The 15,641-nt window shown below is 67.4% G+C and carries 17 protein-coding genes, 1 pseudogene and 1 riboswitch; of the genes and pseudogenes, 10 read left to right on the top strand and 8 right to left on the bottom strand.

All coding sequences use genetic code 11. The features are described from left to right. Positions 1-14 precede the first annotated feature (14 nt). Positions 15-1,040: a diiron oxygenase gene (locus tag A5753_RS09830; RefSeq protein ID WP_067126424.1), complete on the bottom strand. Its 1,026-nt coding sequence runs from the start codon at positions 1,038-1,040 to the stop codon at positions 15-17. 244 nt (positions 1,041-1,284) lie between these two features. Here A5753_RS09830 and serC point away from each other — a divergent pair, with 244 nt between their 5' ends. Both serC and sepH read left to right on the top strand, forming a co-directional pair. Then, positions 1,285-2,403: a phosphoserine transaminase gene (serC, locus tag A5753_RS09825; protein ID WP_156656043.1), complete on the top strand. Its 1,119-nt coding sequence runs from the start codon at positions 1,285-1,287 to the stop codon at positions 2,401-2,403. Positions 2,404-2,525: 122 nt separating this feature from the next. Next, on the top strand, positions 2,526-3,299 hold the full coding sequence (sepH, locus tag A5753_RS09820) for a septation protein SepH (RefSeq protein ID WP_067126419.1): 774 nt from the start codon (positions 2,526-2,528) through the stop codon (positions 3,297-3,299). A 22-nt stretch (positions 3,300-3,321) separates the two neighbouring features. Here sepH and A5753_RS09815 read toward each other — a convergent pair whose 3' ends face one another. Genes A5753_RS09815 through A5753_RS09805 form a run of 3 tightly spaced genes read right to left on the bottom strand, consistent with a single transcriptional unit; the run spans position 3,322 to position 4,893 of the window. After that, positions 3,322-3,600, bottom strand: coding sequence for a DUF2537 domain-containing protein (locus tag A5753_RS09815; protein ID WP_067126416.1), 279 nt, complete (start codon positions 3,598-3,600; stop codon positions 3,322-3,324). A 10-nt stretch (positions 3,601-3,610) separates the two neighbouring features. Further along, on the bottom strand, positions 3,611-4,441 hold the full coding sequence (locus A5753_RS09810) for an RNA methyltransferase (protein ID WP_067126670.1): 831 nt from the start codon (positions 4,439-4,441) through the stop codon (positions 3,611-3,613). 20 nt (positions 4,442-4,461) lie between these two features. Further along, positions 4,462-4,893: a MarR family winged helix-turn-helix transcriptional regulator gene (locus A5753_RS09805; RefSeq protein ID WP_067126412.1), complete on the bottom strand. Its 432-nt coding sequence runs from the start codon at positions 4,891-4,893 to the stop codon at positions 4,462-4,464. Between the two features lie 204 nt (positions 4,894-5,097). Between A5753_RS09805 and A5753_RS09800 the strand changes: the two genes are divergently transcribed. Both A5753_RS09800 and A5753_RS09795 read left to right on the top strand, forming a co-directional pair. Then, positions 5,098-5,373, top strand: coding sequence for a DUF2530 domain-containing protein (locus A5753_RS09800; RefSeq protein ID WP_067126667.1), 276 nt, complete (start codon positions 5,098-5,100; stop codon positions 5,371-5,373). A 19-nt stretch (positions 5,374-5,392) separates the two neighbouring features. Then, positions 5,393-5,848, top strand: a complete 456-nt coding sequence (locus A5753_RS09795; RefSeq protein WP_067126409.1) for an SRPBCC family protein — start codon at positions 5,393-5,395, stop codon at positions 5,846-5,848. A 216-nt stretch (positions 5,849-6,064) separates the two neighbouring features. Here the strand turns inward: A5753_RS09795 and A5753_RS09790 are convergent. Then, positions 6,065-6,877 (bottom strand): annotated as a pseudogene (locus A5753_RS09790) (DUF3027 domain-containing protein); the annotation flags it as partial. 112 nt (positions 6,878-6,989) lie between these two features. On the opposite strand from A5753_RS09790, the gene A5753_RS09785 reads away from it, so the two are divergent. Next, positions 6,990-8,636 carry an MFS transporter gene (locus tag A5753_RS09785; RefSeq protein WP_067126403.1) on the top strand — a complete coding sequence of 549 codons (1,647 nt, stop codon included), beginning with the start codon at positions 6,990-6,992 and terminating at the stop codon, positions 8,634-8,636. Continuing rightward, positions 8,633-9,133: a DUF2771 domain-containing protein gene (locus tag A5753_RS09780; protein ID WP_067126401.1), complete on the top strand. Its 501-nt coding sequence runs from the start codon at positions 8,633-8,635 to the stop codon at positions 9,131-9,133. Before A5753_RS09785 ends, A5753_RS09780 begins: the two co-directional genes overlap by 4 nt. A 29-nt stretch (positions 9,134-9,162) precedes the next feature. Here A5753_RS09780 and A5753_RS09775 read toward each other — a convergent pair whose 3' ends face one another. The 3 genes from A5753_RS09775 to A5753_RS09765 form a co-directional block, all read right to left on the bottom strand. Continuing rightward, positions 9,163-10,167 (bottom strand): glutathione S-transferase family protein, encoded by a 1,005-nt coding sequence (locus A5753_RS09775; protein ID WP_067126398.1) that lies wholly within the window; start codon positions 10,165-10,167, stop codon positions 9,163-9,165. 87 nt (positions 10,168-10,254) lie between these two features. Beyond that, a complete protein-coding gene (locus A5753_RS09770) occupies positions 10,255-12,183 on the bottom strand; it encodes an acyl-CoA dehydrogenase family protein (RefSeq protein ID WP_067126395.1) in 1,929 nt (642 codons plus the stop codon). Positions 12,184-12,341: 158 nt separating this feature from the next. Beyond that, complete coding sequence (locus A5753_RS09765; protein ID WP_067126392.1) at positions 12,342-12,749, bottom strand: cold-shock protein; 408 nt, start codon at positions 12,747-12,749, stop codon at positions 12,342-12,344. 165 nt (positions 12,750-12,914) lie between these two features. Here A5753_RS09765 and A5753_RS09760 point away from each other — a divergent pair, with 165 nt between their 5' ends. The 4 genes from A5753_RS09760 to A5753_RS09745 all read left to right on the top strand — a co-directional run. Continuing rightward, positions 12,915-13,322, top strand: coding sequence for a YccF domain-containing protein (locus tag A5753_RS09760; RefSeq protein WP_067126390.1), 408 nt, complete (start codon positions 12,915-12,917; stop codon positions 13,320-13,322). Next, the gene (gene moaA, locus A5753_RS09755; protein WP_067126387.1) at positions 13,319-14,401 is read left to right on the top strand and encodes a GTP 3',8-cyclase MoaA; all 1,083 of its coding nucleotides are present in this window, start codon (positions 13,319-13,321) and stop codon (positions 14,399-14,401) included. Before A5753_RS09760 ends, moaA begins: the two co-directional genes overlap by 4 nt. Then, positions 14,394-14,684: a MoaD/ThiS family protein gene (locus tag A5753_RS09750; protein ID WP_067126384.1), complete on the top strand. Its 291-nt coding sequence runs from the start codon at positions 14,394-14,396 to the stop codon at positions 14,682-14,684. The genes moaA and A5753_RS09750 overlap by 8 nt, the downstream gene beginning before the upstream one ends. A 207-nt stretch (positions 14,685-14,891) precedes the next feature. Continuing rightward, positions 14,892-15,104: riboswitch (cyclic di-AMP (ydaO/yuaA leader) on the top strand. 13 nt (positions 15,105-15,117) lie between these two features. Further along, on the top strand, positions 15,118-15,641 hold a 524-nt coding region (locus A5753_RS09745), incomplete at its 3' end, for a transglycosylase family protein (protein ID WP_067126664.1).

Here is a 15,641-nt window from a genome sequence, read left to right as displayed (position 1 = left end):
GGATCTCGCAGTTGTTAAGCGGCCGGAACCGCGGCGAGGTGCTGGCGCTGCGGCTCGCTGCGGTAACGCGACGGCTTGCCGTTGATCTTGCACAACCGCCACATCAACCGTGCCGAGCGAGTCTCCATCAGACCGGTGTCATAAGCCAGCATCCGCACGTCACCGAACATGTCGCTGAGCCACTTCCGCGACTCCGGCGAGCGGAAGAACAGTTCCTTCTTCACCTCGCGCGGGATATCGAACTCGCGCCAGAAAGCCTTGGGCGGCACCACGATTGCGCGGCAGAGCGCCTTCATGGTCAGTGGCAGGTACAACGCGGTCCAGAATCGCTGCCTCTTGGTAAGCTCCGGCACGCGCTTGCGCAGGAACTCGTGAGCGAACGAGATGTGGCGGGCCTCCTCGGCCACGTGAATGGCCATCACCCGCTCCATGATCGGGTGCAACGACTTGCCCTCGCGCAGAACGTTTTTCTGCGTGTGGTCAATGGGCTCCTCGCCGGCCAGCACGCCGATGAAGAATGCCACCGGCAGCGGGCCGGCCACCAGCGGAACCAACGGCGAAAGCCACTTGAGAATCCGCGGCATGCCCGGTACGTCGGCGCCGATGCGGTTGACCATCTCCTGGAACATCATGGTGTGGTTGCATTCTTCAACCGACTCGTGCAGGCAGTACCGGTACTCAGGAGACCCGTTGGGCACCCAGAACGTGTAGTTCATCAGGCCGCGGATCAGGATGGACTCGAAGTGCAGTCCCACCTTGGCCACGTTGGCCTGGCGCCACATCCCGATCTTGATCTTGCGCTCGTCCGACTGCGCGAGATACCAGGGGTGCCGGCCCAGTGGGTCGGTCTCCGGCAGAATCCACCGCGGATCGTTTTCCGTGACAGCGAATTCCGGCGAATCCCAGTCGATGTCGGTGTACGGGTTGAAGTTGCGCCGCACCGACCCCTCGGACAGTGTGGCAAGCATGTTGACGTATTCGGCGTCGTCGCGCACTTCCATGTTGCTGCGCCAACGCCGGACCAATCGCGTCCTAGCCATATCCAGGCCTCCCCAAGAGGTTTACATTTGGACGTGCTATGTCCAGACAGTACCGCAGGTACCGGATATTCTCCAGACCCTCTCAAGCAGTGTGACCTGACCGGTGGTCATGAATTTTTTATGCCCCAGATCACACACGGCCAAACGTCCAGTCGCATCCGAGCAGGCCTTTTGACCCGGAGGCTGAGGCCCGCGGACGGGCCACCGCACATGTCAGTCGGGTCGGCTCACTACCCTGATGAACATGGCTGACCAGCTCGAGATCCCCGCTGACATCAAACCCCGCGACGGCCGCTTCGGCTGTGGCCCGTCGAAGGTCCGGCCCGAACAGCTGCAGGCGCTGAGCACGTCAGCGGCGCCGCTGTTCGGCACCTCGCACCGGCAGGCGCCGGTCAAGAACCTGGTCGGCCGGCTGCGGTCCGGGCTCGCCGATCTGTTTTCGCTGCCCGAGGGTTACGAGGTCATTCTGGGCAACGGCGGCGCCACCGCGTTCTGGGACGCCGCGGCCTTCGGCCTGATCGACAAGCGTTCGCTGCACCTGTCCTTCGGCGAGTTCAGCTCCAAGTTCGCCGTCGCTGTCGCCAAGAACCCCTTCATCGGTGATCCCGTCGTCATCAAATCGGACGCCGGCAGCGCCCCCGAGCCCCAAAGCGACCCCTCGGTGGACGTCATCGCCTGGGCGCACAACGAGACGTCCACCGGCGTCGCGGTGCCCATCGGCCGGCCGGCAGGTTCCGGCGACGCCCTGATCGTCATCGACGCGACCTCGGGCGCCGGCGGGCTGCCCGTCGACATCGCCGAAACCGATGCCTACTACTTCTCTCCACAGAAGAACTTCGCCAGCGACGGCGGCCTGTGGCTGGCCATCATGAGTCCGGCGGCACTGGCCCGCGTCGAGTCCGTCGCCGCCTCCGGCCGCTGGGTTCCCGACTTCCTGTCGCTGCCCATCGCCGTGGAGAACAGCCTGAAGGACCAGACGTACAACACCCCGGCGGTCGGCACCCTGGCACTGATGGCCGAGCAGGTCGACTGGATGCTGGGCAATGGCGGGCTGGACTGGGCCGTCAAACGCACCGCGGACTCCTCGGGCCGGCTGTATTCCTGGGCCGAGGAGCGCTTCTACACCACGCCATTCGTCACCGACCCGAAGCTGCGCTCGCAGGTGGTGGGCACCATCGACTTCGCCGACGAGGTCGACGCCGCGGCCGTCGCGAAGATTCTGCGGGCCAACGGCGTCGTCGACACCGAGCCCTACCGCAAACTCGGCCGCAACCAGCTGCGGGTGGGGATGTTCCCGGCGGTCGAGCCCGACGACGTGAGCGCGCTGACCCAATGCATCGATTGGGTCGTCGAGCGCTTGTAACCGACCGGCAATCAGGGCGCAACCGCACCGCGTGTCAGCACAGGTGATGGGCGGTTGCTGGACTACAGTGCGCACGTGACGGGTCCGTCGCTGACCTGCACGGAGCCTGCGAGGAGATAACCATGCGGGAACTCAAAGTGGTAGGGCTGGATGCCGACAGCAAATATGTCATCTGCGAGGGTGACGATCCCGCGGAGCAGTTCAAGCTGGCGGCCGATGACCGCCTGCGAACGCTGCTGCGTGACGCAGCCCTGTCCTGCGAGCAACCGCAGCTCGAGATTGAAGTCACCAACATGCTGAGCCCCAAGGAAATTCAGGCCAAGATCCGCTCGGGCGCCTCCGTCGAGCAGGTCGCCGCGGCGTCCGGCTCGGAGGTGTCGCGGATCCGCCGCTTCGCCCACCCGGTGCTGTTGGAACGGTTCCGCGCCGCGGAGCTGGCAACCGCCGCCCACCCGATGCTGGCCGACGGTCCCGCTGTGCTGACCCTGCTGGAGACGGTCAGCGCCGCGCTGGTGAGCCGGGGTCTCAGCCACGACAAACTGAGCTGGGATGCCTGGCGCAACGAAGACAACCGCTGGACGGTGCAACTCGCGTGGAAGGTCGGCCGGTCCGACAACCTCGCGCATTTCTGCTTTTGCCCGGGCGCCCACGGCGGAACGGTCACCGCCATCGACGACGCGGCCAGCGCGCTGATCGACCCCAGCTTCGAACTTCCGCTGCGCCCCCTGGCCCGGGTTGCCCATGTCGACTTCGAAGAGCTCGCGAAGCCGCCCGCCGCGGAAGCCCCGGTGGCCGCGGAGCCTGAGGAAAAACCCGTGCACACCCGCCGCGGCAAGCCGGTCATTCCGGCGTGGGAAGACGTGTTGCTCGGCGTGCGCTCGGGCGGACAGCGCTAAAGCGCCCGCTTCGCGTGCTCCACTAAACGCGACCCGCGGCCGTCAAAGCGAGCAGCACCACCCAGGCTCCCGCGACGCCCACAGCCGCACCCAGCACGAACCAGCGCAGCACCGGGGTGCGCCGCCACCCCCACAGGGTCGGTGCCAGTCCCCCGGCGGCCACGATGTTGAGCCCGACGGCCAGCAGCACGTGCACCCGAAGCAGCCCCAGACTGAGCACCACGATCGCGGCGGCGGTGACCGCGGCAACGAATGCGGTCACCGTCAAACCCGTTGCCCAGGGGACGGACTCGTCTCTCATCAGCCGGAGCCTAGTTTGACTGTCCATCGCCGCCTTTCGTCGAGCGGGCACGCTCGTAGAACGCCAACGCCGCCGCCGTCGCGACGTTGAGCGAGTCGGTGCCCCGCGACATCGGGATGCGCACCCGCACGTCGCTTGACCGCAGCGCGGCGGGCGTCAGTCCGGGCCCCTCGGCGCCCACCAACACCGCGACGCGTTCGTCGCACACGGTCGCCATCGCGTCCGGCAAGGCGCAAGCGGTGTCCTGCGGGGTCATCGCCATAAGTCGAAAACCGTTGTCTCGCAATCTTTTGAGGTCGGCGGGCCAACAGGTTGCGCGCGCGAACGGCACCAGCAGCGCGTGGCCCATCGACACCCGGACCGCGCGGCGGTACAGCGGGTCGGCGCAGCCGCTGCCGAACACCACCGCGTCGACGCCGAGCCCCGCGGCGTTGCGGAAGATCGAGCCCAGGTTCTCGTGATCGTTGACCCCTTCGAGCACAGCGACGGTGCGGGCCCCCGCGATCACCTCGGCAACGCTGGGTTCGGCCACCCGGCGGGCCGCGGCCAGCACACCGCGGTTGAGGTGGAAGCCGACCACTTGGGCCATGACGTCGGCGGAGGTCCGGTAAAAGGGCACGGCGCTACCGGCCAGGTCATCTTCGAGCTCGGTGAGCCGGCGGTCGGTGCCCAACAGGGCGTGCGGGCGGAAGCGTGACGCGAGCATGCGCTGCACCACCAGCACACCCTCGGCGATCACCAGACCCTTCCCGGACGGCAGATCTGGACGACGGTCGACGCTGTTCAGGTCGCGAAAATCGTCGAGCCTCGGATCGTCGGGGTCGTCAACGTCGGTGATCATTCGGGCTTCGGTGGTGTGGCTCACGGGCCTTCGTCGACCAGCGCCAGCATTAGATCGGCCGCGTTGCGCAGGGTATCGCGTTGTTCGCCGTCCAGCGTCGCCAGCCGCTTGGCCAGCCACTCCTGGCGGGCGCGACGGTTTGCCTTGACCAGCTCGGCCCCAGACTCGGAGACCGACACGAGCACCTGCCGGCCGTCGACGGGGTGCGGCGCGCGATCCACCAGGCCCATCTCGGCCAGCGACGCGATCACCCGGGTCATCGAGGGCGGCCTGACCCGCTCGCGGATCGCCAGGGCCCCGGGGGTCATCGGGCCTTCGTTGGTCAACATCGCCAGCGCCGACAGCTGGGACAACGACACCGGCGACGACGGATTGCGAAACCGCAGTTGGCGGGCCAGCCGCATCACTGCCAGTGACAGGTCGCTGGCGAGCCGCGCATCGCTGTCAGGCATGGCGCGAGGTTACACGGCAGGCTTCCAAACCGAGACACGAACCCGTGAACGACGGGGTGTTGATCGGTATGGCCAAGCGGCGGAGTTTTTTCATCGAAACGCTTATCCGCCCGCGCATCCCGCATTGCTTCGTGGTTTTCGATCATCCGCGTCGACAGACGAGTGCACTGCGGCGGACGCCGGCGGCGGGTTATGTTGATCGCGATGTCTGCCGAACCCGGTCGCAACCGCACGGCACCGCCGCTGCCGGCTGCGCTGCTGCGTGCGTGGCCGTTCATCACGCTCGGCGCGCTGGGTTGGCTGGTCGCGGTGGGCGCCGCTTTCTTGGTGCCGTCCCTGCAGAGCTGGCGTCCGGTGGCCCTGGCCGGGCTGGGCGTCGGGGCGCTCGGCACGAGCATCTTCTTGCTGCAACTCGCCGCGGCCCGTCGTGGCGCGCGCGGCGCTCAGGCCGGACTCGAAAACTTTCTCGACCACAACTAATTCGCCACCAGGAGGAGCGATGGTAGCCCCGCTGTTGCAAGCGCATGTCGATATCGACGCGCCGGTGGCCACGGTGTGGGAGTTGGTTTCCGATCTGCGGCGAATGCCGCAGTGGAGTCCGCAGTGCCGGTGGATGAAGCCCTTCGGCCCGGTGCGCCAGGGCACCCGGACGTTCAACCTCAACCGCCGCAAGCGCCTGTTCTGGCCGACCACCTGCACGATCGTCGAGATCGTCCCCGACCGCAGGCTCGCGTTCCGCGTCGACACCAACAACACCATCTGGACCTATGAGCTCGAGCCCAGCGGCGACGGCACCCGGCTGATCGAGAGCCGGCATGCCGAAAACGGCGTCACCGCATTTTCGAATCTGTCGGTGAACGCGCTCTTCGGCGGGACCACGAAGTTTGAACGTGAGTTGCTCGACGGCATGAACGCCTCGCTGGCGCGCATCAAGGCAGCCGCCGAAGCCGGCTAGTCAGTCGGGCGTCTCGTCCTGCGGCCGCTGCCCGGACTCCGGCGCCTCGGCCACGGGTGCGGCTTCCGCAGTTTCGGTCTGCGTCTCGGCTTCCGCATTTGCGGTCTGCGTCTCGGCTTCCGCATTTGCGCCCGGCGTCTCGGGCTGGGATTGCCCGGTCTCGGGCTCCGGCTGTGCTTGTGCGGCCTCCGGCGACTCCGAAAGCGGCGCGGTCGGCTCGACCGGCGCCTGAGTGACGTCCAACAGGCCGTCGTCGTACGGCTCGTAGGCCGGCGACCCGGTGCCCGCCATGGCCGGAGTGTCCGAGTGGGCACCGCAGCCGTACAGCTTGTCGACGATGTGCCCGTCGGCCGACAATTCGTTGCCGCACACCCCGAACAGCGCACCCAGGGAACCCGACAGCGGCAGGAAGAAGCCGCAGTCGCGACACACCCGCTTGGTGGAGCGCGCCATCGGCGATTCGGGGCCGTAGTCACCGGTGCGCCAGCGTTCGGCCGCCTCGGAGCGGCCCTCCGCGCTCATCACCCAACGACGGCCCAGCCCGATTTCCGCGGCGGTCTCGTCGACCTGGGGATCCCCACTGGCGGTGTAGCCGGGCACCAGCCGAGGATCGTCGGCGGCGGGCGCCAGCAGGTCCCCGGGGCTCAAGTCCCCGGGCCGTACCCGCTGCTCCCACGGCACCCATTCGGGCGCCAGCAATGCCGTCGGCCCCGGCACCAGCACCACCTCGCTGATGGTGGCGTGCTCGGCGCCGGGATAGGCCGCCACCACGACCGCCCATTGCCACCCCTGGTAGCCGGGTAGATGCGCCAGGAACCGGTGGGTGGCGGTGTTCGGGTCTTCGTAGCCGGCGCCCAGATAGTCGCCGACCATCTCCGGGCCGCTGAACTCGATGACGGCGGCCCTGGCCTGGTCTGCCGCGCCCGTGAGCACCGCCGCCAACCCCTCGGGCCAGTCGCCCACGGTCGCCACGGCGTAGTCCACGGTGGGCTCCTCGATGGGTCGGGTCACGCTGTCCTCTTTCTGCATCGCGTTTCCAATACTAGGTTGACGAGCCACACCCCGTTGCCTGCAGACGCATGCAGTCGGCATAGGGGAGAATCGGGACGTGTCTGGAAGGCGGCAAAACGATCCGGGCCGGGTGGCCTCTCAGCCGGGCCGCCGGCCCCGCAACGGCCCTGCCTCCCAGCATCCGGGCGCGGCGAACTACCCCGCCGGCGGCGGCGCCGCCGATCGGCGTGCCCGCCGTGCGTCGCCGATGCCGAGCGCCAACCGCTATCTACCGCCCCTGGACCATCAGCCGGAGCCGGAACGCAACGGCGGCGGGGCGTCTCGTGGCCCCGCCGAGCGGATCACCGTCACCCGCGCCGCAGCGATGCGCAGCCGCGAGATGGGCTCGCGGATGTACTGGATGGTGCAGCGGGCCGCGACCGCAGACGGCGCCGACAAGTCAGGTCTGACGGCACTGACGTGGCCCGTGGTGGCCAACTTTGCTGTGGACGCCGCGATGGCCGTCGCCCTGGCCAACACCTTGTTCTTCGCCGCTGCAAGCGGCGAGAGCAAGGGCCGGGTCGCGCTCTACCTGTTGATCACCATCGCACCGTTCGCGGTGATCGCGCCGCTGATCGGTCCGGCGCTGGACCGGCTGCAGCACGGCCGCCGCGTCGCCCTGGCCGCGTCGTTCGCCCTTCGCACCGCGTTGGCCGTGCTGCTGGTCATGAATTACGACGGCGCGAGCGGCAGTTTTCCGTCGTGGGTGCTCTATCCGTGCGCGCTCGCGATGATGGTGTTCTCGAAGTCGTTCAGCGTGCTGCGCAGCGCGGTGACACCGCGGGTGATGCCGCCGACCATCGACCTGGTGCGGGTGAACGCCAGGCTGACCATGTTCGGTCTGCTGGGCGGCACGATCGCCGGCGGTGCGATTGCGGGTGGCGTCGAGTTCGCCTGCGCCCACCTGTTCAAGCTGCCCGGCGCCTTGCTCGTGGTGATCGCGGTGACGATCGCCGGCGCCCTGCTGTCCATGCGGATACCGCGCTGGGTCGAGGTGACCACCGGCGAGGTTCCCGCCACCCTGAGCTACCGCCAGGACAGTGAACCGCTGCGGCGCAGCTGGCACAAGGAAGTCAGCGGCGCACTGCGACAGCCGTTGGGCCGCAACATCATCACGTCGCTCTGGGGCAACTGCACCATCAAGGTCATGGTGGGCTTTCTCTTCCTTTATCCCGCATTCGTCGCCAAGGCCCATCAGGCCAATGGCTGGGCCCAGGTCGCGATGCTCGGGGTGATCGGCGCCGCGGCGGGGATCGGCAATTTCGCCGGCAATTTCACCAGTGCGCGCCTGAAGCTGGGCCGGCCCGCCGTGCTGGTGGTGCGCTGCACGGTCGCGGTGAGCGCAGTCGCGCTGGCCGCCTCGGTGGCCGGCAACCTGGTGCTGGCCGTGATCGCCACGCTGGTCACGTCGGGGGCCAGCGCCATCGGGAAGGCGTCCCTGGACGCGTCGCTGCAAAACGACCTGCCGGAGGAATCCCGCGCATCGGGCTTCGGGCGCTCGGAGTCCACATTGCAGTTGGCCTGGGTCCTCGGCGGTGCGCTGGGGGTGTTGGTGTACACCGAACTGTGGGTCGGTTTCACCGCGGTCACGGCGCTGCTCATTCTGGGTCTGGCGCAGACCCTGGTCAGTTTCCGCGGCAACTCACTGATTCCCGGCCTGGGAGGAAATAGGCCAATCATGGTCGAGCAGGAGGGCACGCGCCGCGGTGTCGGCGCTCCGGCGGTGGTCGCCGAGTGAAACCCGGAAGCAAGCGGGGTGTGGCCGTGCTGCTCGCCTGCGTGGTGGCTGTGCTTTGCGTCGGAGCCGGCGTCGGCGCCTGGTTGCTGGTCGGCCGCTCCGGACCGCGGCACCCCGAGATCAGCGCTTTTTCCCACGGTCACCTGACCCGGGTGGGGCCCTACCTGTACTGCAACGTGCTCAACCTCGAGGACTGCGAGACACCGCAGAACCAGGGCGAGCTGAAGGTCAGCGAGCGTTACCCGATTCAGCTCTCGGTGCCCGATGCCATTTATCGGGCGCCCTGGCGGCTGCTCCAGGTATACGACGACCCGACCAACACGACCAGCACGATCTTCCGGCCGGGCACCCGGTTCGCCGTGACGATCCCGTCGGTCGACCCGCATCGCGGGCGTCTGGCCGGCATCGTCGTGCAGTTGCTGACATTGGCGGTGGATCCCGCGGGCGAGCTGCGCGATGTGCCGCACGCGGAATGGTCCGTGCGGCTGACCTTCTAAACGTCCACCGCCACGTTCGCCTGGGGAGCTCAGGCGCCGTGCCCGGCCGGCACGCGTTCGCCTTCGACCGGCGGCCCGGGCGGTGTTCCCGTCCCGAACGGCTTGCCGCCCAGGCTTTCTCGCCCGTGCGGGGATAGCCAGCCGGCCAGGTCCGGACCCTTGGGCACGATCCGGGTGGGATTGATGTCGGCGTGCACGATGTAGTAGTGCTGCTTGATCTGGACGAAGTCGACGGTGTCACCGAATCCGGGTGTCTGGAACAGGTCGCGCGCATAGGCCCACAGCACCGGCATTTCGCTCAATTTGCTGCGGTTACATTTGAAATGGCCGTGATACACCGGGTCGAAGCGGGCCAAGGTGGTGAACAACCGGACGTCGGCCTCGGTGATGGTGTCTCCCACCAGGAATCGCTGATCGCTCAGCCGCTCGCTCACCCAATCCAGCGCGCTGAACAACCGGTCGTAGGCCGCGTCATAGGCGTCCTGCGAACCGGCGAACCCGCACCGGTACACGCCGTTGTTGATCTCTGTGTAGACCTTTTTGCTCACCTCGTCGATCTCGTCGCGCAGCTGTTCGGGATAGAGCTCGGGCGCCCCGTCGCGGTGGTATGCCGACCATTCCGTCGACAGGTCCAGGGTCATCTGCGCGAAGTCGTTGGTGACCACCGCACCGGTTTCGACTTCGACGATCGCCGGGACCGTGATGCCTTTGGGGTAGTCCGGGAAACGCCTGAAGTAGGCGTCCTGCAGCCGCGGGATCTTCAGCACCGGGTCGACGCCGCCCGGATCGAGATCGAACGTCCAACTCCGCTCGTCGTGGGTGGGGCCGCAAAAGCCAATGGAGAGAACACTTTCCAAGCCCAGCAGGCGGCGCACGATGATCGCGCGGTTCGCCCACGGGCATGCCCGGGCGACGACCAACCGGTACCGCCCGGGCTCAACCGGATAGCCGTCGCGCCCATCGGCAGTGATGCGGGTGGTGATGTAGTTGGTATCGCGGGTGAACTCGCCGGCGGAAGCAATATAGGAAGCCATATCTCCCATAGTCGCTCAACCGCGATTCATTGCCGAGCGATAGCTGGGATTTCAGTCATCAAGAACTCCGGTTTTTCGCGGCACGCCTCAGATCGTGAGGAATCTGCGTGCCAAGTTGGTCTCGGTCGACGCACCCGCGTCCCACTCAGCGATCCAGGGTCCGGTGCCCTCGGACTGATCGATGACCCCGTCCTCGAGCCAGCTGTAGCGCCCCTGAAGCAGGTTGCGGGTGAGGTGAACGTCGCTGGCGTCGGAGTTGTCCCACAGGGCGTGAAACAGCGCCTCCACCCGCAAGGCCGCTTGCTGGCAGAACGTTTCGGCGAGCTCGTACGCCTGCTGCCCAACCGCCGCATCGGCGGCGCGTTGCGACTCCGCCCGCACGCAGGCCGCGGACATCGCGAACAGTTCGGCACCGATATCGACAACACGTCCGAGGAAGCCCTGCCGCTGCTCCAGTTTGGCTTGCCAACGTGCCATCCCGTAGAAGGTGTTGCGCGCCAGCTTGCGGCTGGAGCGTTCGATGAAGCGGAGGTGTGAGGCCAGCGGACCGAACTCATGGTAGGCCCGCGGTCGCTGCCCTTCACCGAAAACCAGCTGCGGCAACCACTTTGCGTAGAATCCGCTCGCCCCGACGGCCGCGGCGGCCTTCTGCCGCAAGCCGGTGTCGGGCTTGGCGAGGTCACCGGCCGCATTGAGGTGGGCATCGACCGCTTCGCGCGCGATGAGCAACCTCATGATCTCGCTGGATCCTTCGAAGATGCGATTGATCCGCAGGTCCCGCACCGCCTGCTCGACCGGCACCGCGCGTTCGCCGCGCGCGGCCAGCGACTCCGCCGTCTCATATCCGCGCCCGCCCCGAATCTGCATCACCTCATCGGCAATCAGGCAGGCCATCTCGCTGGACCATAGCTTGGCCAGCGCCGCCTCGATGCGGATGTCGTTGCGGCCCTCGTCGGCCATTTGGGCGGACAGCTCGAGCACCGCGTCAAGGGCGTAATTGGTCGCGGCGATGAACGAGAGCTTGCGTGCCACCGCCTCGTGCTCGGCCAGTGGTTTGCCCCACTGCACGCGCTCACCGGACCATTCGCGCGCTATCTTCAGCGCCCACTTCGACGAGCCCGTCGCGCTGGCGGGAATCGACAACCGTCCGGCGTTGAGGGTGGTCAGCGCGATCTTCAGGCCGTCGCCTTCCCGGCCGATCAGGTTATCGCTCGGGACCCGAACCTTGTGCAGCCTGGTCACACCGTTCTCGATGCCCCGCAATCCCATGAATTTGTTGCGTCGCTCCACGGTGATGCCCGGCGAATCGGCCTCGACGACAAAGGCGCTGATGCCGCCTCGATGTCCGTCGCCCTTGGGCACCCGGGCCATCACCACCAGCAGCTCTGCGACCACGCCGTTGGTGGTCCACAACTTCACGCCGTCGAGTTCGTAGGCCTTCCCATCTTCGACCGGTGTCGCCGTCGACGCCAGGCGTGCCGGGTCTGAGCCGACATCGGGCTCAGTAAGCAGAAATGCCGAGATGGCCCCAGCGGCGCACCGCGGCAAGAACTTCCGTTTCTGCTCTGGTGTCCCGGCGAGCTTGAGCGGCTCGGGTACGCCGATGGACTGATGAGCCGACAGCAATGCGCCGAGACTGGGATGGACGCTCGTCACCATCATCAGGGCCCGGTTGTAGGCGACTTGTGACATGTTCAGGCCGCCGTACTCGGACGGTATTTTCATCCCGAAACAGCCCAGATCGGCCAAACCCTTCACGTACTCGTCGGGAATTTGCGCATCGCGTTCGATGACGCTGCCATCCAGGGTGCCCAGGAATTCTCGTAGCCGGTCGAGAAACGCACGGGTGCGGGCCTCGTCAGCCTCCGTTGGTGTGGGAAACGGGTGAATCAACTCCAGCGGAAAACGACCAAGAAACAACTCTTTGGCGAAAGATGGTTTTTCCCAGCCTGTTTCGCGCGACTCCTCGGCGAGAGCTCTGGCTTCCGCTTCGGTGACCTGCGTTTGCTGCGCCATCACAGCCTCCTTCTCGCTGACCGTTGTGCGCTGTGAGTACCCCGGCGCAGGCGTCGCCACCCTCCGTCGGCTGTAGACGGCGATTTTTTCAGTGGGCCAAGTGTCCGGCGGGCCGGCTGGCGTGGCGCGAGCGCGGGTACCGCCAGCCGACGTCAGCGTCAGGCGTCGAGCTCGCGGGCCACGGCCCTGACCACCTCGGAAACCCGGCGGGCCGTCTTGCGGTCCGGGTAGCGACCCTTGCGCAACTCGGGCTGCACCGCGCCTTCGAGCAGCGTGATCATGTCCTCGACCATCCCGTGCAGCTCGTCGGGGCTGTGCTTGTGCTCGGCGGGCACCTCGCGACGCGTCTTGGTCAGGCTAGGCGGTGGCTCAATCAGTTTGAGGCTCAACGCTTGCGGTCCGCGCCGTCCGGAGGCGATGCCGAACTCGACACGCTGGCCCGCCTTGAGGCCCTCGACCCCAGCGGGCAACGCCGACGAGCGAACGTACACGTCTTCGCCGTCCTCTTGCGACAGGAAGCCGAAGCCCTTGTCAGCGTCGTACCACTTCACCTTGCCCGTCGGCACTGGTCTCACCTGCTTGTCTAGCGAATCAATAGAAATAGGCAGCGAAATAAGCGTCCCGCCTGCGCAGGACGCCGTGTTAGGAGTCTGATCCTACTCGGAAGCCCAGATGACGAGCACCCCCGTTATTGGGTACTCGGTACGCTTGGTGGTAACCGCGGAGGAGATATGCGCCTGATCCTTAACGTCATCTGGCTAGTCTTCGGCGGCCTTTGGATGGCCGTCGGCTACCTGGCTGCGGCGATCGTAAGCTTCGTGCTCATCATCACCATTCCGTTCGGGTTCGCGTCGCTGCGCATCGCCTCCTACGCGCTGTGGCCGTTCGGCCGCACGATTGTGGACAAGCCGACGGCGGGGTCCGGCGCCCTGGTCGGAAACGTCATCTGGGTCGTGTTGTTCGGCGTGTGGCTGGCGATCGGTCATCTGGTCAGCGCGGCGGCGATGGCGCTCACTATCGTCGGCCTCCCGCTGGCGCTGGCCAACCTGAAACTGATTCCGGTTTCGTTGATGCCGCTGGGCAAGCAGATCGTGCCGGTCAGCTCGCCGACTCACTACGCGCCGCTGGCGGCCGCATGACCCTGACGACGCTGGGGGTCCCTTCGGTGCCGCGCCGCGATGACGGCCCGGCCGTTGCCGCCGATGCGCCGGTCAGCGGTCCGCTGGTGGACACTTACGGCCGGGTCGCCACCGATCTGCGGGTCTCGCTGACCGACCGCTGCAACCTGCGGTGCAGTTATTGCATGCCGGCGGAAGGCCTCAACTGGCTGCCGGGCGAACAACTGCTGGGCGCCCACGAGCTGGCCAGACTGTTGCGCATCGCGGTCACCCGGCTGGGGGTGACCAGCGTGCGGTTCACGGGCGGCGAACCTTTGCTGGCGCGCCACCTCGAAGAGGTGGTCGCCGAGGCCGCCGCTCTACAGCCTCGCCCCGAGATCTCGCTGACCACCAACGGTGTCGGGCTGGCGCGGCGCGCGGCCGGGCTCGCCGCGGCCGGCCTGAATCGAGTCAACGTCTCGCTGGACAGCGTGGATCGCCGGAATTTCGCGGCCATCACCCGTCGCGACCGGCTCGCCGACGTGCTGAACGGCCTGGCCGCCGCCCACGAGGCCGGCCTGACGCCAGTGAAGGTGAACGCCGTGCTGGACCCCGGCACCGGACGCGAGGACGTGGTGGGGCTGTTGCGGTTCTGCCTCGAGCACGGCTACCAGTTGCGCGTGATCGAGCAGATGCCGCTGGATGCCGGACACCAATGGCGACGGGACGCGGCGCTGAGCGCCGACGACGTGCTGGCCGCGCTGCGTCCGCACTTCCGGCTGCGGCCCGACCCGGCGCCGCGGGGGTCGGCCCCCGCCGAGCTCTGGCTGGTCGATACCGGCCCGGGCACGCCAAGCGGCAAGTTCGGGGTGATCGCATCGGTTTCGCACGCGTTTTGCGGGGCGTGTGACCGCACCCGCTTGACGGCCGACGGCCAGGTTCGCAGCTGCCTGTTCGCCGAACAGGAGACCGACCTGCGCGGGCTGCTCCGCAGCGGAGCGCCCGACGACGCGATCGAGTCGGCGTGGCGCACCGCGATGTGGGGCAAGCCCGCCGGCCACGGCATCAACGATCCGAACTTCATCCAGCCCAACCGCCCGATGAGCGCGATCGGTGGCTAGTCCCGCCGGACAGGCCCCTGTCCAAGCCGATGGAATCCAGGTGACGGTGCGCTACTTCGCCGCCGCGCGGGCGGCCGCGGGCATCGACTCGGAGGCGGTGGTCCTGCGCCCCGGCACGACGGTCGGCGAGCTGGTTGAGCGGCTCGCCGTTCGGGGGTCGCGCCTGGCCACGGTGTTGACCCGATGCTCGTACCTGCGCGACGGGATCGCCGTGCGCGACGAGACCTCGGCGTTGCAAACCGGTGACACGATCGATGTCCTGCCGCCCTTTTCTGGCGGTTGAAACTGTGACATATCTCACGTAACGGAACGATAACGGCGCGATCACGCTCCGATATCGCGCATCGCGACCTGCGCAAACACTATGTGTTCCTGGGGTTTTCGCGGATGGCTGAGAGGGAAACGCCGGGTTTCCCCAGACGTGACGAGACCAACTGAAACGGTTAACGTCTCCGGAGGTTCGCCAGCCATCCCGATTGGCGGACCTCCCCTCCCTATCGCGCCGAGCTCCATCCAATAGGCGGGGGGCCTCCGAAATACATGGATGGAGGCGGGGGACCCACCGGTTCACCGTGATCGGACTGGGGCCGCTTGCGGCTCCTTGGGGTGAAGTCGGCGTCGTCTCGTTTGAGACACGCCGGCCGGGTGGCCTCTCCAACCCGAACCCGACAGCTGACCTCGCAGGCGCGTGACGAGAGAGGAATACATCGGCGCGTATGAGTGGACGTCACCGTAAGCCCAGCAGTTCGAACATCAGCGTCGCCAAGATCGCCTTCACCGGCGCGGTTCTTGGTGGCGGCAGCATCGCCCTTGCCGGCCAAGCGGCCGCGGCCACCGATGGTGAATGGGATCAGGTCGCCCGTTGCGAATCCGGTGGTAACTGGGGCATCAACACCGGCAACGGCTACCACGGTGGCGTGCAGTTCAGCGCAAGCACCTGGGCCTCGCACGGCGGGGGCCAGTACGCCCCGTCGGCCGAACTCGCCAGCAAGGAACAGCAGATCGCCGTCGCCGAGCGGGTGCTTGCTACCCAGGGCCGTGGCGCTTGGCCCGTGTGCGGTGGCCCGTTGTCGGGTCCCAGCCAGCGCGACGTGCCCGCTCCGGCCGGCCTGGACGCACCCGGCGTCAACGGTGCCCCGGCACCGCTGGCTCCGCCCGCGGACGCGCCCCAGCCGCCCCCGCCCGCTCCGGTGCAATTGGCCGGGTTTGACCGGCCGGCACCGCCGGACGCTCCTGGGCC

It is taken from the genome of Mycobacterium sp. 852002-51971_SCH5477799-a (genome assembly GCF_001667145.1).
Classification (GTDB): Bacteria; Actinomycetota; Actinomycetes; order Mycobacteriales; family Mycobacteriaceae; genus Mycobacterium.
Note: the sequence above shows the minus strand (reverse complement) of the source record. Positions and strands in the feature narration are given on the sequence as shown.

Coding starts and splice junctions, on each gene's coding strand:
- A5753_RS09830 (WP_067126424.1), bottom strand. CDS start 1,040: ATGGCTAGGACGCGATTGGTCCGGCGTTGGCGCAGCAACATGGAAGTG.
- serC (WP_156656043.1), top strand. CDS start 1,285: ATGGCTGACCAGCTCGAGATCCCCGCTGACATCAAACCCCGCGACGGC.
- sepH (WP_067126419.1), top strand. CDS start 2,526: ATGCGGGAACTCAAAGTGGTAGGGCTGGATGCCGACAGCAAATATGTC.
- A5753_RS09815 (WP_067126416.1), bottom strand. CDS start 3,600: ATGAGAGACGAGTCCGTCCCCTGGGCAACGGGTTTGACGGTGACCGCA.
- A5753_RS09810 (WP_067126670.1), bottom strand. CDS start 4,441: ATGATCACCGACGTTGACGACCCCGACGATCCGAGGCTCGACGATTTT.
- A5753_RS09805 (WP_067126412.1), bottom strand. CDS start 4,893: ATGCCTGACAGCGATGCGCGGCTCGCCAGCGACCTGTCACTGGCAGTG.
- A5753_RS09800 (WP_067126667.1), top strand. CDS start 5,098: ATGTCTGCCGAACCCGGTCGCAACCGCACGGCACCGCCGCTGCCGGCT.
- A5753_RS09795 (WP_067126409.1), top strand. CDS start 5,393: ATGGTAGCCCCGCTGTTGCAAGCGCATGTCGATATCGACGCGCCGGTG.
- A5753_RS09775 (WP_067126398.1), bottom strand. CDS start 10,167: ATGGCTTCCTATATTGCTTCCGCCGGCGAGTTCACCCGCGATACCAAC.
- A5753_RS09770 (WP_067126395.1), bottom strand. CDS start 12,183: ATGGCGCAGCAAACGCAGGTCACCGAAGCGGAAGCCAGAGCTCTCGCC.
- A5753_RS09760 (WP_067126390.1), top strand. CDS start 12,915: ATGCGCCTGATCCTTAACGTCATCTGGCTAGTCTTCGGCGGCCTTTGG.
- moaA (WP_067126387.1), top strand. CDS start 13,319: ATGACCCTGACGACGCTGGGGGTCCCTTCGGTGCCGCGCCGCGATGAC.